The 17714-nt window shown below is 56.5% G+C and carries 19 protein-coding genes; 10 read left to right on the forward strand and 9 right to left on the reverse strand.

Going from position 1 to position 17714, the window contains the following annotated elements; genetic code table 11:
- Nucleotides 1-74: 74 nt before the first annotated feature.
- Together ACT3IC_RS09160 and ACT3IC_RS09165 are read left to right on the forward strand one after the other, a co-directional pair.
- Nucleotides 75-1034 (forward strand): YbgA family protein, encoded by a 960-nt coding sequence (locus ACT3IC_RS09160; RefSeq protein ID WP_103177681.1) that lies wholly within the window; start codon nt 75-77, stop codon nt 1032-1034.
- Nucleotides 1035-1178: 144 nt separating this feature from the next.
- Entirely contained in the window at nt 1179-2267 is a 1089-nt protein-coding gene (locus tag ACT3IC_RS09165) for an AAA family ATPase (RefSeq protein ID WP_159340366.1), read from the forward strand.
- Between the two features lie 19 nt (nt 2268-2286).
- Here the strand turns inward: ACT3IC_RS09165 and ACT3IC_RS09170 are convergent, their stop codons facing one another.
- From ACT3IC_RS09170 to ACT3IC_RS09195, 6 genes are all read right to left on the reverse strand, one after another.
- On the reverse strand, nt 2287-3249 hold the full coding sequence (locus ACT3IC_RS09170) for a GlxA family transcriptional regulator (protein ID WP_214421462.1): 963 nt from the start codon (nt 3247-3249) through the stop codon (nt 2287-2289).
- Between the two features lie 25 nt (nt 3250-3274).
- Nucleotides 3275-4054: an MBL fold metallo-hydrolase gene (locus tag ACT3IC_RS09175; protein WP_214421461.1), complete on the reverse strand. Its 780-nt coding sequence runs from the start codon at nt 4052-4054 to the stop codon at nt 3275-3277.
- 127 nt (nt 4055-4181) lie between these two features.
- Complete coding sequence (gene nlpA / locus ACT3IC_RS09180; protein WP_263950105.1) at nt 4182-4985, reverse strand: lipoprotein NlpA; 804 nt, start codon at nt 4983-4985, stop codon at nt 4182-4184.
- A 194-nt stretch (nt 4986-5179) separates the two neighbouring features.
- Nucleotides 5180-5578, reverse strand: coding sequence for a type II toxin-antitoxin system VapC family toxin (locus tag ACT3IC_RS09185; protein ID WP_263950106.1), 399 nt, complete (start codon nt 5576-5578; stop codon nt 5180-5182).
- A 3-nt stretch (nt 5579-5581) separates the two neighbouring features.
- The gene (locus ACT3IC_RS09190; protein WP_156653662.1) at nt 5582-5842 is read right to left on the reverse strand and encodes an antitoxin; all 261 of its coding nucleotides are present in this window, start codon (nt 5840-5842) and stop codon (nt 5582-5584) included.
- Nucleotides 5843-5959: 117 nt separating this feature from the next.
- Entirely contained in the window at nt 5960-7459 is a 1500-nt protein-coding gene (locus ACT3IC_RS09195; protein WP_156653661.1) for an MDR family MFS transporter, read from the reverse strand.
- A gap of 78 nt (nt 7460-7537) precedes the next feature.
- On the opposite strand from ACT3IC_RS09195, the gene ACT3IC_RS09200 reads away from it, so the two are divergent.
- Nucleotides 7538-8197 carry a TetR/AcrR family transcriptional regulator gene (locus tag ACT3IC_RS09200; RefSeq protein ID WP_156653660.1) on the forward strand — a complete coding sequence of 220 codons (660 nt, stop codon included), beginning with the start codon at nt 7538-7540 and terminating at the stop codon, nt 8195-8197.
- On the opposite strand, the gene ACT3IC_RS09205 is transcribed toward ACT3IC_RS09200, so the two are convergent.
- Nucleotides 8194-8613 carry a GNAT family N-acetyltransferase gene (locus tag ACT3IC_RS09205; RefSeq protein ID WP_103177672.1) on the reverse strand — a complete coding sequence of 140 codons (420 nt, stop codon included), beginning with the start codon at nt 8611-8613 and terminating at the stop codon, nt 8194-8196. The genes ACT3IC_RS09200 and ACT3IC_RS09205 overlap by 4 nt on opposite strands.
- A 322-nt stretch (nt 8614-8935) precedes the next feature.
- Here ACT3IC_RS09205 and ACT3IC_RS09210 point away from each other — a divergent pair, with 322 nt between their 5' ends.
- On the forward strand, nt 8936-9232 hold the full coding sequence (locus ACT3IC_RS09210) for a YicS family protein (protein ID WP_103177671.1): 297 nt from the start codon (nt 8936-8938) through the stop codon (nt 9230-9232).
- Between the two features lie 36 nt (nt 9233-9268).
- Here the strand turns inward: ACT3IC_RS09210 and ACT3IC_RS09215 are convergent, their stop codons facing one another.
- The gene (locus tag ACT3IC_RS09215) at nt 9269-10216 is read right to left on the reverse strand and encodes a LacI family DNA-binding transcriptional regulator (protein ID WP_103177670.1); all 948 of its coding nucleotides are present in this window, start codon (nt 10214-10216) and stop codon (nt 9269-9271) included.
- 294 nt (nt 10217-10510) lie between these two features.
- On the opposite strand from ACT3IC_RS09215, the gene ACT3IC_RS09220 reads away from it, so the two are divergent.
- The 6 genes from ACT3IC_RS09220 (at nt 10511) to ACT3IC_RS09245 (ending at nt 16461) form a co-directional block, all read left to right on the forward strand.
- Nucleotides 10511-10825, forward strand: coding sequence for a PTS sugar transporter subunit IIB (locus ACT3IC_RS09220; RefSeq protein WP_103177669.1), 315 nt, complete (start codon nt 10511-10513; stop codon nt 10823-10825).
- Between the two features lie 12 nt (nt 10826-10837).
- The gene (locus tag ACT3IC_RS09225; protein WP_103177668.1) at nt 10838-12163 is read left to right on the forward strand and encodes a PTS sugar transporter subunit IIC; all 1326 of its coding nucleotides are present in this window, start codon (nt 10838-10840) and stop codon (nt 12161-12163) included.
- A 17-nt stretch (nt 12164-12180) separates the two neighbouring features.
- The gene (locus ACT3IC_RS09230; RefSeq protein WP_103177667.1) at nt 12181-13566 is read left to right on the forward strand and encodes a glycoside hydrolase family 1 protein; all 1386 of its coding nucleotides are present in this window, start codon (nt 12181-12183) and stop codon (nt 13564-13566) included.
- A gap of 11 nt (nt 13567-13577) precedes the next feature.
- The gene (locus ACT3IC_RS09235) at nt 13578-13880 is read left to right on the forward strand and encodes a PTS lactose/cellobiose transporter subunit IIA (RefSeq protein ID WP_072250852.1); all 303 of its coding nucleotides are present in this window, start codon (nt 13578-13580) and stop codon (nt 13878-13880) included.
- Nucleotides 13881-14043: 163 nt separating this feature from the next.
- The gene (locus ACT3IC_RS09240) at nt 14044-15423 is read left to right on the forward strand and encodes a carbohydrate porin (protein ID WP_473477224.1); all 1380 of its coding nucleotides are present in this window, start codon (nt 14044-14046) and stop codon (nt 15421-15423) included.
- Between the two features lie 132 nt (nt 15424-15555).
- Nucleotides 15556-16461: a DMT family transporter gene (locus ACT3IC_RS09245; RefSeq protein ID WP_103177665.1), complete on the forward strand. Its 906-nt coding sequence runs from the start codon at nt 15556-15558 to the stop codon at nt 16459-16461.
- Nucleotides 16462-16498: 37 nt separating this feature from the next.
- Here ACT3IC_RS09245 and nepI read toward each other — a convergent pair whose 3' ends face one another.
- Nucleotides 16499-17689: a purine ribonucleoside efflux pump NepI gene (nepI, locus tag ACT3IC_RS09250; protein ID WP_156653656.1), complete on the reverse strand. Its 1191-nt coding sequence runs from the start codon at nt 17687-17689 to the stop codon at nt 16499-16501.
- Between the last annotated feature and the right edge of the window lie 25 nt (nt 17690-17714).

A 17714-nucleotide genomic window follows, 5' to 3' on the forward strand; every position in this document is an offset into this window, starting at 1 on the left:
AATAGTTTCGCCAATACTTGGACAAAATAGTCAAGTTGTGTAACTTTTAGATATAGGCTCTGGAGGTACACACCATGACAACGAAACCTGTACTGGGTATTAGCGGATGTTTAACCGGTTCCGCCGTTCGCTTCGACGGCGGTCATAAGCGTATGGGCTTTGTCATGGATGAGCTGGCCCAGTGGGTCAACTTCAGGCCCGTCTGTCCGGAAATGGCTATTGGTCTGCCGACGCCTCGTCCGGCGCTGCGCCTGGTCCTGACCGACAGCGGTGAGACGCAGATGCGGTTCAGCAAAGCGCCTCACGAAGACGTTACGCAGAAGATGGCCGATTTTGCGGCGGGTTATCTGCCAAAAATCGGCGATCTTGCTGGCTTTATCGTCTGTGCCAAATCCCCCAGCTGCGGCATGGAACGCGTGCGGCTTTATGATGAAAACGGCAACCGGGGCCGCAAGGAGGGTGTCGGGCTGTTCACCGCTGCGCTCCTTGAAACCTGGCCATGGCTACCGGTGGAGGAGGATGGACGCCTGCACGATCCGGTACTGCGGGAGAATTTTGTTGAGCGCGTCTTTGCCCTTCACGAACTGAACACCCTGCGCGCCAATGGCCTGACGCGCCGCGCGCTGCTGGACTTCCACAGTCGTTACAAACTCCAGCTGCTGGCCCATCATCAGGCAGGCTACCGGGAGATTGGCCCGTTTGTCGCTTCGCTGCACGAGTGGGAAGATCTGAACGCTTTCTTCGAGGCGTACCGCGAAAAGCTGATGGCGATCCTGAAGCAACCCGCCTCGCGCAAAAACCACACTAACGTCCTGATGCATATTCAGGGCTATTTCCGTAACCAGCTTAACAGCCGCCAGCGCGGCGAACTGCGCGACGTGATCCTGCATTACCGTGACGGATTACTGCCTATTCTCGCCCCGCTCACGCTGCTGAAGCACTATCTGGCGGAATATCCTGACCAGTACCTGATGACGCAAAACTACTTTGATCCCTACCCGGATGATTTAGGTCTGCGTCTCGCTGTAGCCTGAAATTCACAATGCGAAGGCCCCATTGACCCCGAGAGGCCCAAAGCAGTACCCCGTTTAGACGACACCCTCACTGTCGTCTTTTTTTTGCAGTTTGCTTAAAATACTGTAACTTTATACAGGTTTAAGCCGCAAAAGGGTCTGCCCATGATCAACACCCTGCACATTCAAAACTACCGTTCGATTCGCGACATGTCGCTGGATCTGGAGCAGCTCAATATCGTTTTCGGCCCGAACGGCAGCGGAAAATCGAATATCTATAAAGCCATCCACCTGATGCACAGCGCGGCGCAGGGGCAGTTTTCCCAGGCGCTGGCGAATGAAGGCGGCATTCTGAAGGTGTTCTGGGCAGGCAAAACCCGCAGCGACCAGCTGCGGCGGATGAATCTGGCGGTGGAAACCGAAACTTACGAGTATGAACTGCAGGTGGGTTTTGTCGAAAAGCTGCCTTATCCCTCGCAGTTTCAGCTCGATCCGGTCATCAAAGAGGAGTCCATCTGGCTGAGTGGCCATCAGCGGCGTCCCTCCGCACGCCTGATGCAGCGCAAAAACCAGACCGTGTTTCTGAATAATGTTCATCACGAGAAGGTGACCCACAGCGGCACCCTGTATGAGAACGAATCGGTCTTCGGCCAGCTCGGCGAGCCGCACCTCTACCCCGAGGTGTCGCAGATGCGCGAATCCCTGCGTAACTGGCGTTTTTATCATGAGTTTTCTGTTTCATCCGGTTCGGCGATGCGCGCCCCGCAGGTGGGGTTCCGTTCGCCAGTGCTGGCCAGCGACGGCGCAAACCTGGCGGCCGCGTTTCAGACTATCGTCGAGATTGGTGACGAGATGCTGCTGATGCGTATTCTCGACCAGGCTTTCCCCGGCTGCGTCTTTTACAGCGACAATACGGGCGGACGTTTCCGGATGATGATGCAGCGCGAAGGCTTAAGCCGGCCGCTGGAGCCCGCAGAGTTTTCCGACGGCACGCTGCGTTTTCTCTGTCTGGCGGTGGCCCTGCTCAGCCCGCGCCCGCCCGCTTTTATCGCCCTCAACGAACCGGAAAACAGCCTGCATCCGCAGATGCTGCCTGCTCTGGCTAGCCTGATTGCTGAGGCCAGCCGCTATTCGCAGATCTGGCTCACCAGCCACTCGCCGGAGCTGGCGAACCTCATTGAGAAGCATCGATCGTTTTCGCTGTATCAGCTGTCGATGGTGGAAGGCGAGACGAGAATGGCGCGGCTGGGGTAAATGCCGGATGGCGCTACGCTTATCCGGCCTGGGCCTGCGTGCGGAAGGTTTTGCGCCACTCCGCCGGGCTGACGCCAAAGCGGGCCTTAAACTGCTGACGCCAGGTTACGGCTGAGAGATAGCCCACCTGCTCTGCCACCGCCTCTATCGGCAGATTGCTGCTCTCCAGCAACAGCTGGCTACGCCGCAGGCGTTCGGCGGTGATCCACGAGGCCACACTCATCCCGGTGGCTTTCATAAAATGGCGGGTCAGGGTGCGGCGACTCATCGCCACGCTCTCTGCCAGCGCATCCAGGCTGAGCGGCTGGCTGATATTACGCTGGAGATAGTCGATCAGGTAGTTGATCCGCGCATCGCGGGTGGTTTCCGGCACCGGCTGGGCGATAAACTGCGCCTGCCCGCCCTCGCGGTGGGGCGGCACGATCATCCGCCGGGCAATCTGGTTGGCCACCACGCCGCCAAAGCGCTGACGGATAATGTACAGGCAGCAGTCCAGCGCGGCGGCGGTACCGGCAGAGGTGATGATGCGGTCGTCATCAACGTACAGCGCGTTGATATCGAGCTGCACGTTCGGGAAAAGCGTCTGAAACTGGCGTTCGAACTCCCAGTGGGTTGCCGCGCGTTTGCCGTCCAGGATACCGGCATAGCCGAGAACAAATGACCCCAGACAGAGCCCGACGATCTCCGCCCCGTGGTCTTTGGCCTGCACCAGGCTGTCGAGCAGCGCCTGCGGGGGACGCGCCAGTACGTGTTGCCAGTAAGGCACCACCACGATATCGGCCTGCCCGATGGCAGAATAATCCTGCGTTGCGTTGAGCGCGAAGCCGTCAGGCGAGGTCAGGAGTCCGGGCTTTTCGGCGCAGATCGTCACATTAAAACGCTTTTTACCGGAAACGGTATCCCCAAACAGAATGCAGGGGACGGAGTAGTGGAACGGGCTGAACCCGTCCACGGCGACAATGGCAACGTGAGTAAGCGGCATTGATCTCTCCTTTCCCCTGATTGCCTCAGAATATAACGGATTCACCGTCCTGAGGAATGCTCAGCACGTCGCTGACCTGATTATCCTCTGCATACTGGCGCAACGCGCTGCGGGTCAGCAGGCAGTGGTTGATGGCCTCCATATGGACCGCCACAATTTTCGCCTGCGGTAGCAGGAAGTGGATATTCAGCACATCCTCCTGACCCATGATGATCGGCCCAAACCCGATCACGTGGGCATAACCGGCGTTGATGACCACCACATCCGGCTGATGTTTTTGCAGGTCGGTTGCTACCGCCTCGCGCCAGATCGTATCCCCAACAATGCAGAGCGTCTTTTCGTCAGGATGACGAAACACCACGCCGCAGGCTTCGCCCAGCCGCTCCGCCAGCTCCGGCACCGCATAGGCGCGATCGGTACCGTGCTGGCCGCCGTCGGTTTTACTTAGCTGGATATCGCCAAACGGGCTGTTGTCCGTCAGCACGCTGAGTTGGGTGAAGCCCTGGCTGCGCAGCAGCTGCGCGTCATCTTCGTTCTGCACGAAGATCGGTTTGTCTTTGGCGATCCGCTCGATGGCGTACTGATCCCAGTGATCGGGGTGGGTATGGGTTACGATAACGGCATCGACATCCAGCAGGGTTTCAATCGCACAGGGCAGTTCCACCATCGGGTTGCGGATCGCCTCCCGGGCAGTGCCCGGAAAGCCGGGGTAAGTCCCTTTAGGTGCCAGCATCGGGTCAACCAGAAAGCGCTTTCCGGCATAGGTGATAAGCTGTGTCGCGTTACGAATGTGGGTGATGTTCATGAGCTCTCCTCCGGTCTGTATTGCAGAAAGAATAGCCGGAGGAGGAACGGCAGAATGTGGGCTAAAGGGCATTCAACGATGGGATTGGGCCAACTTATCTTCATGCCGCAGTGAGCGGCATGATGATTTATTCCCAGCCCGGCACTGCCCCGCCGTTAAAGATGGACTCTGCCGCCTTCGCGACCTCTGGCGACTGGTACGCCTGGATAAACTCCTTCACCTTCTGGGCATCTTTATTATCTTCCCGCGTCACCACAATGTTCACGTAAGGCGAGTTTTTATCTTCGATAAAGACGCTGTCATGCACCGGCGACAGCCCGGTTTGCTGGAGATAGGTGGTGCTGATAATCGCCACATCCACTTTCGGATCGTCCAGCACGCGCGGCAGTTGCGCCCCCTCCAGCTCCATGATTTTCAGGTTTTTTGGGTTGGCGGTGATATCCAGCGCCGTCGGCAGTAAACCAACGTCCGGTTTCAGGGCGATCAGCTTTTCGTTTTGCAGCAGCAACAGCGCACGGCCCAGGTTGGTGGGGTCGTTCGGAATGGCGATGGTTGCGCCATCTTTGAGTTCAGAGACCGATTTGATCTTGCGGGAATAACCCGCCATCGGGAAGACAAAGGTGTTCCCCACTGCCACTAGCTTGTAGCCGTGTGCTTTGTTGTCTTCCGCCAGGAATGGGCGATGCTGGAAGACGTTGGCGTCCAGCTCACCGTGGTTAGTGGCGTCGTTTGGCAGCAGCGAGCCGCTAAAGCCCACCAGCTCAACGTCGAGGCCGAACTTCTCTTTCGCCACTTTTTTGGCGACTTCCGCCACGTCCTGCTCGGCGCCGTTGATCACGCCGACCTTAATGTGTTTAGCATCGCTGCCGCTTTGGTCGCAGCCCGCCAGCAGCAGGCCAGCAAGAAGAAGAGCACCCAATCGAAGTTTCACCGGTCAGTCCTTTTGAGAAATGTTTTATCGACTATATCGGCAACCCAGCGGCAGGTTAAAAAACGAAAAGGAATCAATAAGAAGGATAAGTTATATGCGGGTTTTGCCGGGCGGCGCTGCGCTTGCCCGGCCTACGTGCTGAGACGGAGAACTGTCGCAGGCCCGGTAAGCGTCGCGCCACCGGGTGGGGGGAGTCAGGCTGCGGTAGTCCAGTCTTCGACTGTCAGTTCCTGCACCATGGCGAAAGCCTGATCGTTAGTCACAATCGTTGTGCCCCGGCTGATTGCGTGCGCTGCGATCAACTGATCGAGATCGCCCATGACTTTCCCGCGCTTTTCCATTTCGGCGCGCAGCTTGCCGTATATTGCCGCGGCGTCACTGTCCCAGTCGCAAACGGTGATAGTTTTAAGAAATTCCGAGATGGTTTCGTGCAATCTAAGACTTTGCTTTTTGGCAACGCCGTAAAGCAGCTCAGCCTCCGCTACGCTTGAAATACACATATCTTCTGGCGCCAACCGGGAATAGTGATTTACCACTCCTGGATGCTGCCTCACGAGATGGCTTACTATGTTAGTGTCCAGCATATGCAGCATTTTCTATAATCCTTCAAAAGGATCTCTTGTCGTATAGCTCTGATTGCGTTCCTCTTTACTCAGGAAAGAATCAGGGACATGAGTCTGCTTCAGTAAACGCAAAAAATTTTCCCTGTGCCGTTCCTTCTCTGACATAGCCCTCAACACAACATTCCCCTCTTCATCCCGCCGGATCCAGACACTCTCCGCATCAAACGCGAACTCAGCAGGCAGTAAAACCGCCTGGTTTCGCCCTTTTTTGAACAGTTTTGCTTTACGTTCCATCGCAACCTCTGCTGATTTATTAACCAGGACAAAGCATGCGCCAGCAGCGTCGGGAATGACAAGCCAGAGCGTCAAAATTCGGAAAGCGACTCGCAACAAATAGCTGACCCGCTAACTTTACGCCTCCCGCTTGCGCAGCGGCGCCTCACGCAGGAACCACGACAGGACAAAGGCCAGCACCATGATCGCGGCAGCCATCAAAAACACCGCATGAATGGCGGAGCCAAAGGCGTCCAGGTAGTCCAGGCGCAGGGCATCCGGCAGGTGATGAATGGCGGTGGGGTTCATCTCCCGCGGCAGTTCGGTCCCCTCGGGGATCCGCGCCATCAGGCCCGACTGCAATACGTGGGTGAAGACCGCGCCAAACAGCGCCACGCCAATCGCCCCGCCGATGGAGCGGAACAACGTTACGCCTGAAGTGGCCACACCATACTGGCTGGATGAGACGCTGTTCTGAACTGCCAGCACCAGCACCTGCATCACCAGCCCCAGCCCCGCCCCCAGCACGCCGGTAAACAGGTAAAGCTGCCAGATCGGTGATTCGATGGTGATCCGCGTGAGCAGAGCCATACCGACCACACCCAGCAGGGTACCGAGGATGGGGAACAGGCGGTATTTCCCGGTGCGGCTGATAATGCGCCCGCTGATAATTGAGGTCAGCAGCAGTCCGCCCATCAGCGGGATCAGCTGTAAACCGGCTTCAGTCGGGGTCGCCTCTTTGACAATCTGCAGATAGAGCGGCAGGAAGGTGACCGAGCCAAACAGCGACATACCGATAATAAAGCCAATCAGGCTGCACAGCAGAAAGCTGCGATCCCGGAAAAGCGACAGGGGAATAATCGGCTCCCACGCCAGACGCTCTTCGTAGATAAACCCGGCGATACCCGTCAGGCCAAAGGCCAGAATGCACCACAGCTGCGGGTCGCTCCACTCGCGTACCGTGCCCCCTTCGCTGGTAAACAGAATGATGCACAGCAGGGCCATGCTAAGGTAAATCGCCCCCAGATAGTCGATCTCATGTTTGTTGCGCTTCGCGCTGCCGCGGAAGACCGCGCCAATCACCAGCAGGGCAAACAGGCCCAGCGGCAGATTGATGTAGAAAATCCAGCGCCAGGAGGCGTGCTGCACCAGAAAACCACCGACCAGCGGACCAATCACCGTCGCGAGCCCAAAGACCCCGCCGAATAAGCCCTGATAGCGGCCACGCTCCGCGGGGGGAATAACGTCAGCCACCGCCGCCATACTGATCACCATCAGTCCCCCGCCGCCCAGCCCTTGCAGGGCGCGCATCAGTACCAGTTGGGTCATATTCTGCGCCAGCCCGCACAGGGCGGAGCCCACCAGAAACAGGACAATCGCGATTTGCAGCACGATTTTGCGGCCAAAGAGATCGCCAAACTTACCGTACAGCGGCACCACAATCGTGGAGCTCAGAATATAGGCCGTCACGACCCAGGAGAGTTTATCCAGGCCTCCCAGCTCGCCCACAATGGTGGGCAGCGCCGTGGAGACGATGGTCTGATCGAGAGCCGAGAGCAGCATCACCAGCAGGAGCGCGCTGAAGAGCAGCCGCACCGGGGGCGCGTTTTTGGTTTGCGTTGTTGAATCGGAGACCATAAAACACCGCTTGAAATTAATTAATTGGGTAATTAATATTTAATGAAGTTATGAATCAGGTCAAGGGATCCTCCGCGCATGTCAGCACATAAAGATAATTCCGACCCTACGCCACAGGCTCGCCGTCCCGGACGCCCACGCGGAAGTAAACCCACCGCCACCAGCCGGGAACAGCTGCTGGATATCGCCCTCGATCTCTTTGCGCGCCAGGGTATTGCCCGCACCTCGCTTAATGCCATTGCCAAAGAAGCGGGCGTGACGCCAGCGATGCTGCACTACTACTTCAACTCCCGGGAACAACTGCTTGATGCGATGATCGAGGAGCGTTTTCTGCCGCTTCGCAGCGCCATCGCGACGCTTTTCAACGCTCACCCGGACGATCCGGTTACCGCCCTGAGGTTGATGGTGGAAAAGCTGGCCGAACTGGCCGTAAAGCATCACTGGTTCGCGCCGCTGTGGATGCAGGAGGTGATCGGTGAAATGCCGGTACTGCGCGCGCATCTGCAGGCCCGCTTTGGCGATGAGAAATATCAGGGGACGCTGGATACCGTTGCCCGCTGGCAGCAGGAGGGTAAACTGAACCGCGATCTGGCGCCGGAGCTTTTATTCACCACGCTGTTGAGTCTGGTGCTGGTGCCCTTTTCGCGCATGCGCAATGACGAGAGGTTAAGCGCCCTCTCGCCGGAACGTATTGTGCGCCATGCTCTGGCGGTGATGGGCAGTGGTATTGGCGGTTAAAGCGCCTTCGACAGGTAATGTCGTTGTATTCCCGGGTAGGGAAAATCGTTGAGCGTCATTTCCAGCTTATAGCCCTGCTTTTCATAAAACGGACGCGCCTGGAAACTGAAAGTGTCCACCAGTGCATGTCGGCATCCCTGCTTCCGGGCCTCCTCTTCAGCGGCATGCATCAACTGGCTGCCAAGCCCGCTTCCACGCAATTCATCGGATACCCACAGGTATTTGATATTCAACCACTCGCCCTGGCGATTGCCGATGAGTCCGCCGCGCATGTTGCCGCTGTCATCGCGGGCATAGACGGCGAGATCGCTTCCCACGCGGGAAAAATCAATAAACTGGCTGTTATAGATCCGCAGTAGCTGGAGTAACTCTTCCTGCTCGTGTTCGGTAATGGTGTCGGTAATACTCAGTTGCATATCAATCCCCCGTTACGTTGCAGATCGACTATCGCATACTCCGCCCGGGATACAAACGCCAAATTCTGGTCCTGTATGGGTTAAAAAATGTAACTGAAATCAACGAAAAATTGCCTTTGCGAGCACTATCACCCCTTGTTACCTGTCACCCGCCAGCCGTCACACATTTTTCTTCTGCGCTTCCCTCTCCGGCAAATTCTGCGGCTACGCTTAGTCGTACCCCTGCGCAACTATTGGCAAAATTAATACTTTCGGCTTGGGTCGCAACGGCGGATGTAACGATATATTTCATAAACGTGTGTGTTTTTTTCCGGAGGTTTCCATGAAGTCAGCGCACCTGTTTTGCCTCATCGTCTGCCTGCTTTTCGCCGCCTTCGTTCATGCTCAGGAGATGAACGATCCGGCAAAGCTAGAGCAGATGAAACAGGCGGTTTTAAAGGATGTGAAAAAAGCCTGTGCCCCGCAACGCAAGCAAACCGATAAAGAGTGGCAGGCGATGATTATGGCGTCTGAGGCGAATCAGATGCTGGTCAAAAACGCGGTGGTGGCGATGGAGCGGAACAATCAGGAAGGTTACTGGGATGCCGTCAGTCAGGTGGACTGCATGGAGGATTACTGATTACGCATAAAGGGGCCATGCAGCCCCCTTAATTTTTTAGCGACGCACATCCGGAATAATTAAATCCCCGCGCAGCACATACGAACCCAGCATCTGGGTCTTCTCATTCAGCCAGCTGACGATCCGTGCCGCCATGGCATCCATTGAGTACTCAATCGCCGGAATGGTCGGAATACCCGGCAGATGCAGTGAACCCGCCAGACTGAAGACCATGATGTCGCCCGGCACCGATCGGTTGAACGCCTGGAGCTGGGGGATCACCCGCTGCGCTTCCTGCTCGTCGGCCACCAGTAAGGCGTTGAAATTGAGCGTAGAGGCGTTATTGAGCAGCTCCTGCAGGGCCACGGAGGATGAGGTGGCTTCCATAAAGACCAGGTTGCGATTAAACGGCAGGAAGTTCTTTTCCAGCCCATGCTTGTAGCCCAGCAGCACCTGATCGGCAAAACCACTGCCGTACGGATGGATCAGGGCAATCTGGCGTCGCCCCTGGCTGGCGAGGAAATTACAGGCGGTTTCCGCGGCAAAAGCGTGGTCATACTGGATACTGTTGACGTTACCGGTTTCCATGCAGTCCACCAGGATGACATTCTCCTGATCGATATGCAGTGGAAAACGGGCACCGATAATCAGAATGTCATCGCATAGCCCGCAGGAGAGTTCATCCAGCGCGCCCATGACTTCGGCTTTGGTGTTGGCGAAGCGAAGCAGCAGGTGCTTCTGGTGCTGGCTAAGGTGTTTTTCCAGCGCGTAAAGGTAACCCGTAGTCTGGTTGATGTTGTCGTGGGCGCAAATCACGCCGATACAACCGGTTGTCTGGCTCAGCAGCGACTGGGCAATCACGTTTGGCCGGTAGTTCAGCTCTTCAACTGCTTTTAGTACGGCCTGACGGCTGGCTTCCTTCACGCCGCGCGACCCGCTCAACACCCGTGATACCGTGGCTTTGGACACCCCGGCCAGACGTGATACATCGTTGATTGTAGACATCTTTATCCCCTGACAGGTCTCTCCAGGCCCCTGTAATTCCTGATTCCACTTCGGCTCATATTATAGCCACTCAGGAGTATATCTGTTTCCGTTTTCTATGGAAACCGATTTTCCGTTTCCACTCTTAGTGATGTAAAAGCAGCCAAAATATGTGACCCAAATCCGATAAACAGCCCCTATAAGTAATGGATCTTGATGGCTGTCACACTTCTGTCTTATATGCATGGAAACCGGTTTCCATATGTTATCCAATCATCTCCGCAATAACTATTTACATTTTGAGGATGGTTGTCGATGTTCAAGATTATGCTGTGCTGTTCTGCCGGGATGTCCACCAGTCTGCTGGTACGGAAAATGGTCGAAGCCGCGGAAGAACGCGGACTCCCCGTCAAAATCGATGCGTACGGTGTTTCAGAATTTGATACACAGTTTCCGCAATATCAGGTCGTGCTTCTCGGACCGCAAGTCAAATACATGTTAAAAACGCTCTCAGATAAGGCTGCCACTCAGGGCATACCCGTTCAGTCCATCGATACAATGGATTACGGTATGCAACGTGGCGATAAAGTGCTGGACTATGCTCTGTCGCTCATCGAAGCGGCACACTAAGAAGGTGTTCTCATGAGTTCGTTATATCAATCTATGGTTGCCGTCATTGAGCAGTCCATCGCGCCGCTGGCAGGCAAGCTGGGCCAGCAGAAGTACGTGATTGCCATCCGCGACGGATTTACCGCCGCGCTGCCGTTTATGATCATCGGCTCGTTTATGCTGGTGTTCATCTTCCCGCCGTTCTCCGCGGATACCACCAACAGCTTTGCCCGCGGCTGGCTGGACTTCTCTGAAACCTACCGCGACCAGCTGATGTTGCCGTTTAACCTCAGCATGGGCGTGATGACCTTCTTTATCTCGGTAGGGATTGGCGCCAGCCTGGGCCGCCAGTTTAATCTCGACCCGGTTATGTCCGGCCTGCTGGCCTTTATGGCATTCCTGCTGGTCGCCGCGCCGTATGCCGACGGTAAAATCTCCACCCAGTATCTGTCGGGCCAGGGGATCTTCACCGCGCTGATCACCTCTATCTATGCCACCCGCGTCTACGCCTGGCTGAAGGATCATAACGTCACTATTCGCCTGCCGAAGGAAGTGCCGACCGGCGTGGCGCGCTCGTTTGAGATCCTGATCCCGGTGGTGGTGATAATCGGTACGTTGCACCCGCTGAACCTGTTTATCGAAGCGCAAACCGGGATGATCATTCCGCAGGCGATTATGCACCTGCTGGAGCCGCTGGTTTCCGCCTCTGACTCCCTGCCTGCCATTCTGCTCTCTGTGCTGCTGTGCCAGATCTTCTGGTTTGCCGGCATCCACGGCGCGCTGATTGTCACCGGCATCATGAACCCGTTCTGGATGGCTAACCTTTCTGCCAACCAGGCCGCACTGGCTGCCGGCGCAGCACTGCCGCACGTCTATCTGCAGGGCTTCTGGGATCACTACCTGCTGATTGGCGGCGTGGGCTCTACCCTGCCGCTGGCCTTCCTGCTGCTGCGTAGCCGTGCAACGCACCTGCGCACCATCGGCAAAATGGGCATCGTGCCAAGCTTCTTTAATATCAACGAACCGATTCTGTTCGGTGCGCCGATCATCATGAACCCGATGCTGTTTATTCCGTTCGTGTTCGTTCCGATGATCAACGCTTGTCTGGCGTATACCGCCACCAAACTCGGCTGGCTGGCACAGGTTGTGTCGCTGACGCCGTGGACGACGCCGGCTCCGATTGGCGCCTCCTGGGCGGCAAACTGGGCCCTGAGTCCGGTGGTGATGTGCGTCATTTGTATGGTGATGTCGGCGCTGATGTATTTACCGTTCCTGCGTGCTTATGAGCGCTCCCTGGTGAAAACCGAAGAGCAGAAAGCGCAGGCGTCCGTAGGTGCAGCAGAGACCGTCGGCAATTAAGTCAAAGAGGACGTTTTATGAAATATGCATTTCCCGAAAACTTCTGGTGGGGTAGCGCCTGTTCTGCACTGCAAACCGAAGGGGAAAGCCAGGGCGGCGGCAAAGGATTAACCACCTGGGATCACTGGTTCGCCACACAGCCAAATCGCTTTCACAACGGGGTGGGGCCGCAGAATACCTCCACGTTTTATCAGCACTGGAAAGCCGACATTCAGCTGTTAAAGCAGCTGAACCACAATAGCTTTCGCACCTCGATAAGCTGGGCGCGCCTGATCCCGGAAGGTACCGGTGAAGTGAACCAGGAAGCGGTGGCGTTTTACAACCAGGTGATCGACGAACTGATCGCCCAGGGCATTACGCCATTCATCACCCTGTTCCACTTCGACATGCCGATGGCGATGCAGGAGATTGGCGGCTGGGAAAACCGCGATGTGGTCGCGGCCTATGCCCGCTACGCAGAAACCTGCTTTGAGCTTTTTGGTGATCGGGTAATGCACTGGTTTACCTTTAACGAGCCGATTGTGCCGGTAGAGGGCGGGTATCTGTATGACTTCCACTACCCGAACGTGGTCGATTTCCGTCGCGCCGCCACCGTGGCTTATCACACCGTGCTGGCTCATGCGCAGGCGGTTCGCGCCTTCCGCGCCGGGCATTATGCCGGTGAGATCGGCATCGTACTGAACCTGACGCCGTCCTATCCGCGTTCGCAGAACCCGGCGGACGTGAAAGCTGCGCACCATTGCGATCTGCTGTTTAACCGCAGCTTCCTCGACCCGGTGCTGTGCGGTGAATACCCGGCAGATCTGGTAGCGATGCTGAAAGCGCACGATCAGTTGCCTGCCTGTCTGCCAGAGGACAGCGCGCTGATTGCCGACGGTAAAATCGACCTGCTGGGCATTAACTACTACCAGCCGCGTCGGGTGAAGTGCCGTGATACGGCCATTAATCCCAACGCGCCGTTTATGCCGGAGTGGTTCTTCGACAGCTACGAGATGCCGGGCCGCAAAATGAACCCGCATCGCGGCTGGGAAATCTACGAGCCAGGTATTTACGATATTCTTATTAACCTGCGCGATAATTACGGCAACCCACGCTGTTTTATTTCTGAAAATGGTATGGGAGTTGAAAACGAGCAGCGTTTTATTGAGAACGGTCAGATTAACGACCAATATCGTATCGAGTTTATTTCTGAACATCTTAAATGGCTGCATAAAGGCATTAGCGAAGGCTGTAATTGTCTTGGCTACCATATGTGGACATTTATTGATAACTGGTCGTGGTGCAATGCGTATAAAAACCGATATGGCTTTGTCCAGCTCGATTTAGAAACGCAGCAACGCACCATTAAAAAGAGCGGAGAATGGTTTGCCGAAACCTCTCTGAATAATAGTTTCGATAAATAGAGTGGAAGATGATGATTGCCTTAGAAGAAGCAGTAATGGAAATCATCGTCAATGCTGGTCAGTCGCGCAGCCTGTGCTTTGAAGCACTGCATGCTGCGCGGCAGGGCAACTTTGACGAAGCAAAAAGCCTGCTGCGCGAAGCCGATGGCTACGCGCGCCAGGCGCACCATATGCAGACCAAACTCATCGAACAGGACGCAGGCGAAGCCCGTCAGCCGATGACCTTAATTATGGTGCATGCTCAGGATCATTTAATGAACTCGCTGCTGGCCCGTGAATTATCCGAAGAGATTATTCATTTATACCAGCGCTAATATTTAAATATCAGTGATGGAGATAGCTTTACGATAATAGTGTAAACCCTCTGTGCCCGAAAAAAAATAAAATCAACTTGTTCTGATGATAGCGACATATTTTGTCAATGCGGAACGGGATGGTTATTGTCTGAATAAAATTTAAATATATATTGAGATAACCATGAATATGATTAAAAAACTTCCATTAACAATGGCGGTTATCGCCGCGCTTTGCCCAATGACGGTACTCGCACAAGAATTTACGCAGGAGCAAATCGACGCCATTGTCGCCAAAGCGGTGGATAAAGCCCTGGCAGAACGCCAGGCAAAAATGGATGCCGCGGTAGCGAAAAAAGCCGACGTCATCAACGAACCGCAAAGCGCCGCGCAGTCTCCGGATATGGCGATCCCGTTCGGCATTAAATTTACCGGTTATGCCCGTTACGGCGCCCACTTCCAGGCCGCCGATCAGAAATACGTTGCCGTAGATGGCTCCTATAACGGCGCCTCGGCGATTGGTCGTCTGGGTAACGAAAGTAACGGCGGCGAGTTCCAGCTTTCCAAAGCCTTCAAGGGCGACAACGGCGCCATCTGGGACGTCAACGTGATGATTGACCACTGGGGCGACGAAGTTAACCTGAAAAAAGCCTACGCCGGTGTGACCAATATCCTGGAATCCAACCCGAACGCCTATATCTGGGCGGGTCGTGACTTCCACCAGCGTCCGCAACAGGGCATCAACGATTACTTCTGGATGAACCACGATGGCCAGGGTGCCGGGGTGAAGAACTTCGACATCGGTGGCGTGCAGTTTGACGTGGCCACCGTGGCGGCAGTGGAATCCTGTAGTCCGGAAGTGATGGACGATGAAGCGAACCCGTCGCGCATCACCTGTACCGGCGGCTCCGGCACCGGCGACAAGGGCAACTACGCGGCCACCTCCAAAATTCACGGCATGAAGTTCGGCCCGATCGATCTGGAGCTGTACGCCAACTACGGCTTTGACTCCAAAGCCATCGACACCGAAGAGCGTACTAACGCCTGGCAGGGTGGCGTGGTGCTGAGCCACACCAACGACAGCGGCGTGAACAAAGTGATCGCCCGTTACTCTGATAACTCTGACAACAGCGTGTTCAACAAAACCGAGGATCTGACCACGGTGTACGCCAGCTTCGAAGGGCTGCACAAGTTCACCCCGGCGACCCAGGTGGAGTACATTCTGGCCTTCCACGACTATGACAACAGCCGTGACAACACCGACAACCGTAAGAACTACAACGCCATCGTGCGTCCAATGCACTGGTGGAACGACGTTCACTCCACCTGGCTGGAAGCGGGCTGGCAGCACGTTGATTACGACAACGGCGGCGATAACAAAGGCTGGAAGCTGACCCTGTCGCAGAACATGTCTATCGCTATGGGCCCGGAATTCCGTCCGATGCTGCGCTTCTACGTCACCGGCGGCAAGGTGGATAACGAACGCACCGCCCGCGTGAACAACACCAAAGACGAAACGCTCGACGACTTCAACGTCGGCGCAATGTGGGAAGCCTGGTTCTAACCCCTGCTGCGCCCGGCGGCGCTGCGCTTGCACGGGCCTACAAAGTTTTGTAGGCAGGGTAAGCGTAGCGCCACCCGGCAGGCCCCGTGTTATGCTGCTGGCCTTTGAAAAGCCAATATCGCAGGGGAGAACATGGGTTCCACACGTAAAGGGATGCTGAACGTCCTGATCGCCGCCATTTTATGGGGCAGCTCAGGGGTTTGCGCGCAGTACATCATGGAGAAAAGTCATATTTCCTCGCCTTACCTCACCATGGTTCGCCTGCTGTTTGCCGGCGTGATCCTGCTGACACTCTCATTCGTTCACGGCGACAAGATTTTCTCGGTCATCAAAAATCGCAAAGATGCCCTCAGCCTGCTGATTTTCTCGCTCTTCGGGGCGCTGATCGTCCAGCTCACCTTCCTGGTGACGATTGAAAAATCCAACGCCGCCACCGCCACCGTGCTGCAGTTCCTCTCCCCGACCATTATCGTGGCGTGGTTTGCGCTGGCGCGTAAAAAGCGTCCGGGGATTTTCGTGCTGGCGGCGATCATGACCTCGCTCATCGGCACCTTTTTACTGGTCACTCACGGCGATCCGACTTCGCTGACCATCTCCCCTGCCGCGCTCTGCTGGGGCATCGCCTCCGCCTTCTCCGCGGCGTTCTATACCACTTACCCCTCGGCGCTGATTGCCCGCTACGGCACCCTGCCGATTGTCGGCTGGAGTATGCTGCTGGCCGGGTTAATGCTGACGCCGTTCTATGCCGGGCGCGACACCACCTTCGTGGTCGACGGCAGCCTGCTGCTGGCCTTCTTCTATCTGGTGGTGATCGGCACGTCGGTGACCTTCAGCCTCTATCTGAAAGGCGCGCAGATGATTGGCGGGCCAAAGGCGAGCATTCTGAGCTGCGCCGAGCCGCTGAGCAGCGCCCTGCTGTCGGTGATTTTACTGGGGGTGGCGTTTACCCTGCCAGACTGGCTGGGCACGCTGCTGATTGTGTCGTCGGTGGTGCTGATTTCGATGGATTCGAGAAGAAGGGCTCAGACATCGTCGTAGCCTGATGCCCTCTCCCGGCGGGGAGAGGGCCAAAAACTTACTGCGCCTTCACCTTCCCGGCCACCAGCAGCGCCGTCAGCAGCATCAGGGTGCCGGAAATCACCACCGGTGAGGTGAGCCCTAAATTATCCAGCGCCAGGCCGCCCAACGCCGCACCGCAGGTATTCGCCAGCTGGATCACCGCCACCTGAATGGACCCGGCTTTTTCCGCCTGATCGGCCAGCGAGCGGGTGATCCAGGTCGACCAGCCCACCGGAATCAGCGCAAAGGCAAAGCCCCAGATAATCGCGATCGCCGAGGCAACCCATTTGTCGCTGCCCCACAGAATCAGTACAAGCGCGCTGACCGCCAGCACCAGCGGCGCCCCCGCCAGCGCCACCTTCAGGGAGCGTTTCAGGAACTGCGCCGACAGCGAGGTGCCGACAAAGCTGGCGATACCGAAGCTTAACAGCACCAGCGTCAGGCCATCGACGTCAAACCCGGCCATGGTCATAAACACCGGGCGGATATAGGTGAAGAAGGCGAACTGTCCGGCGAAGGCCATAAAGATGGCGGTCATCCCCGCCAGCACACCCGGGCGTTTCAGCAGGCTGAACATGTTCTGCTTGTGGTGCGCGGCTTCGCCCGGCAGCGACGGCAGCGCTTTCCAGACCCACAGAATACAGAGCACGCCCATCACCGCAGCACCGTTAAAGACGTTGCGCCAGCCGATGATCCCCCCGAGGAAGCTGCCGAGCGGCGCGGCAATCACCAGCGCGATGGAGACCGCACCGAAGATCACCGACAGCGCTTTCGGCACGGTGCGCGCCGGCACCAGTCGCATGGTGAGCGAGGCGGACATCGCCCAGAAGCCGCCGAGTCCCAGCCCGAGGCAGGCGCGCCCTAACAGCAACAGGGTGAAACTATCAGCAAAAGAGACCAGCAGGCAGGAGAGGGTCAGCAGCACGCTGAACAGGATCACCACTTTGCGACGGTCAACGGTGCCGATCGCCTGGGTGATAAACAGGCTGGCAAACATCGCCACAAACGCAGTAACGGTAACCGACTGGCCCGCCAGCCCTTCAGATATGCCCAGATCCTGCGCCATCGGCGTCAGCAGGCTGACCGGCAAAAACTCCACGGTAATCAGGCAGGCGACGCAAAACGCCACGGAAAAAACCGCCGACCAGTTCGGGCGAGAAACCGTTTTGGCCTGCGGTTGAATCGTGGGCTGGATATGTTCTGTCATGGCATCACCTGAGATAAAAACGTGC

The organism is Leclercia sp. GHBNCSD (genome assembly GCF_055805075.1).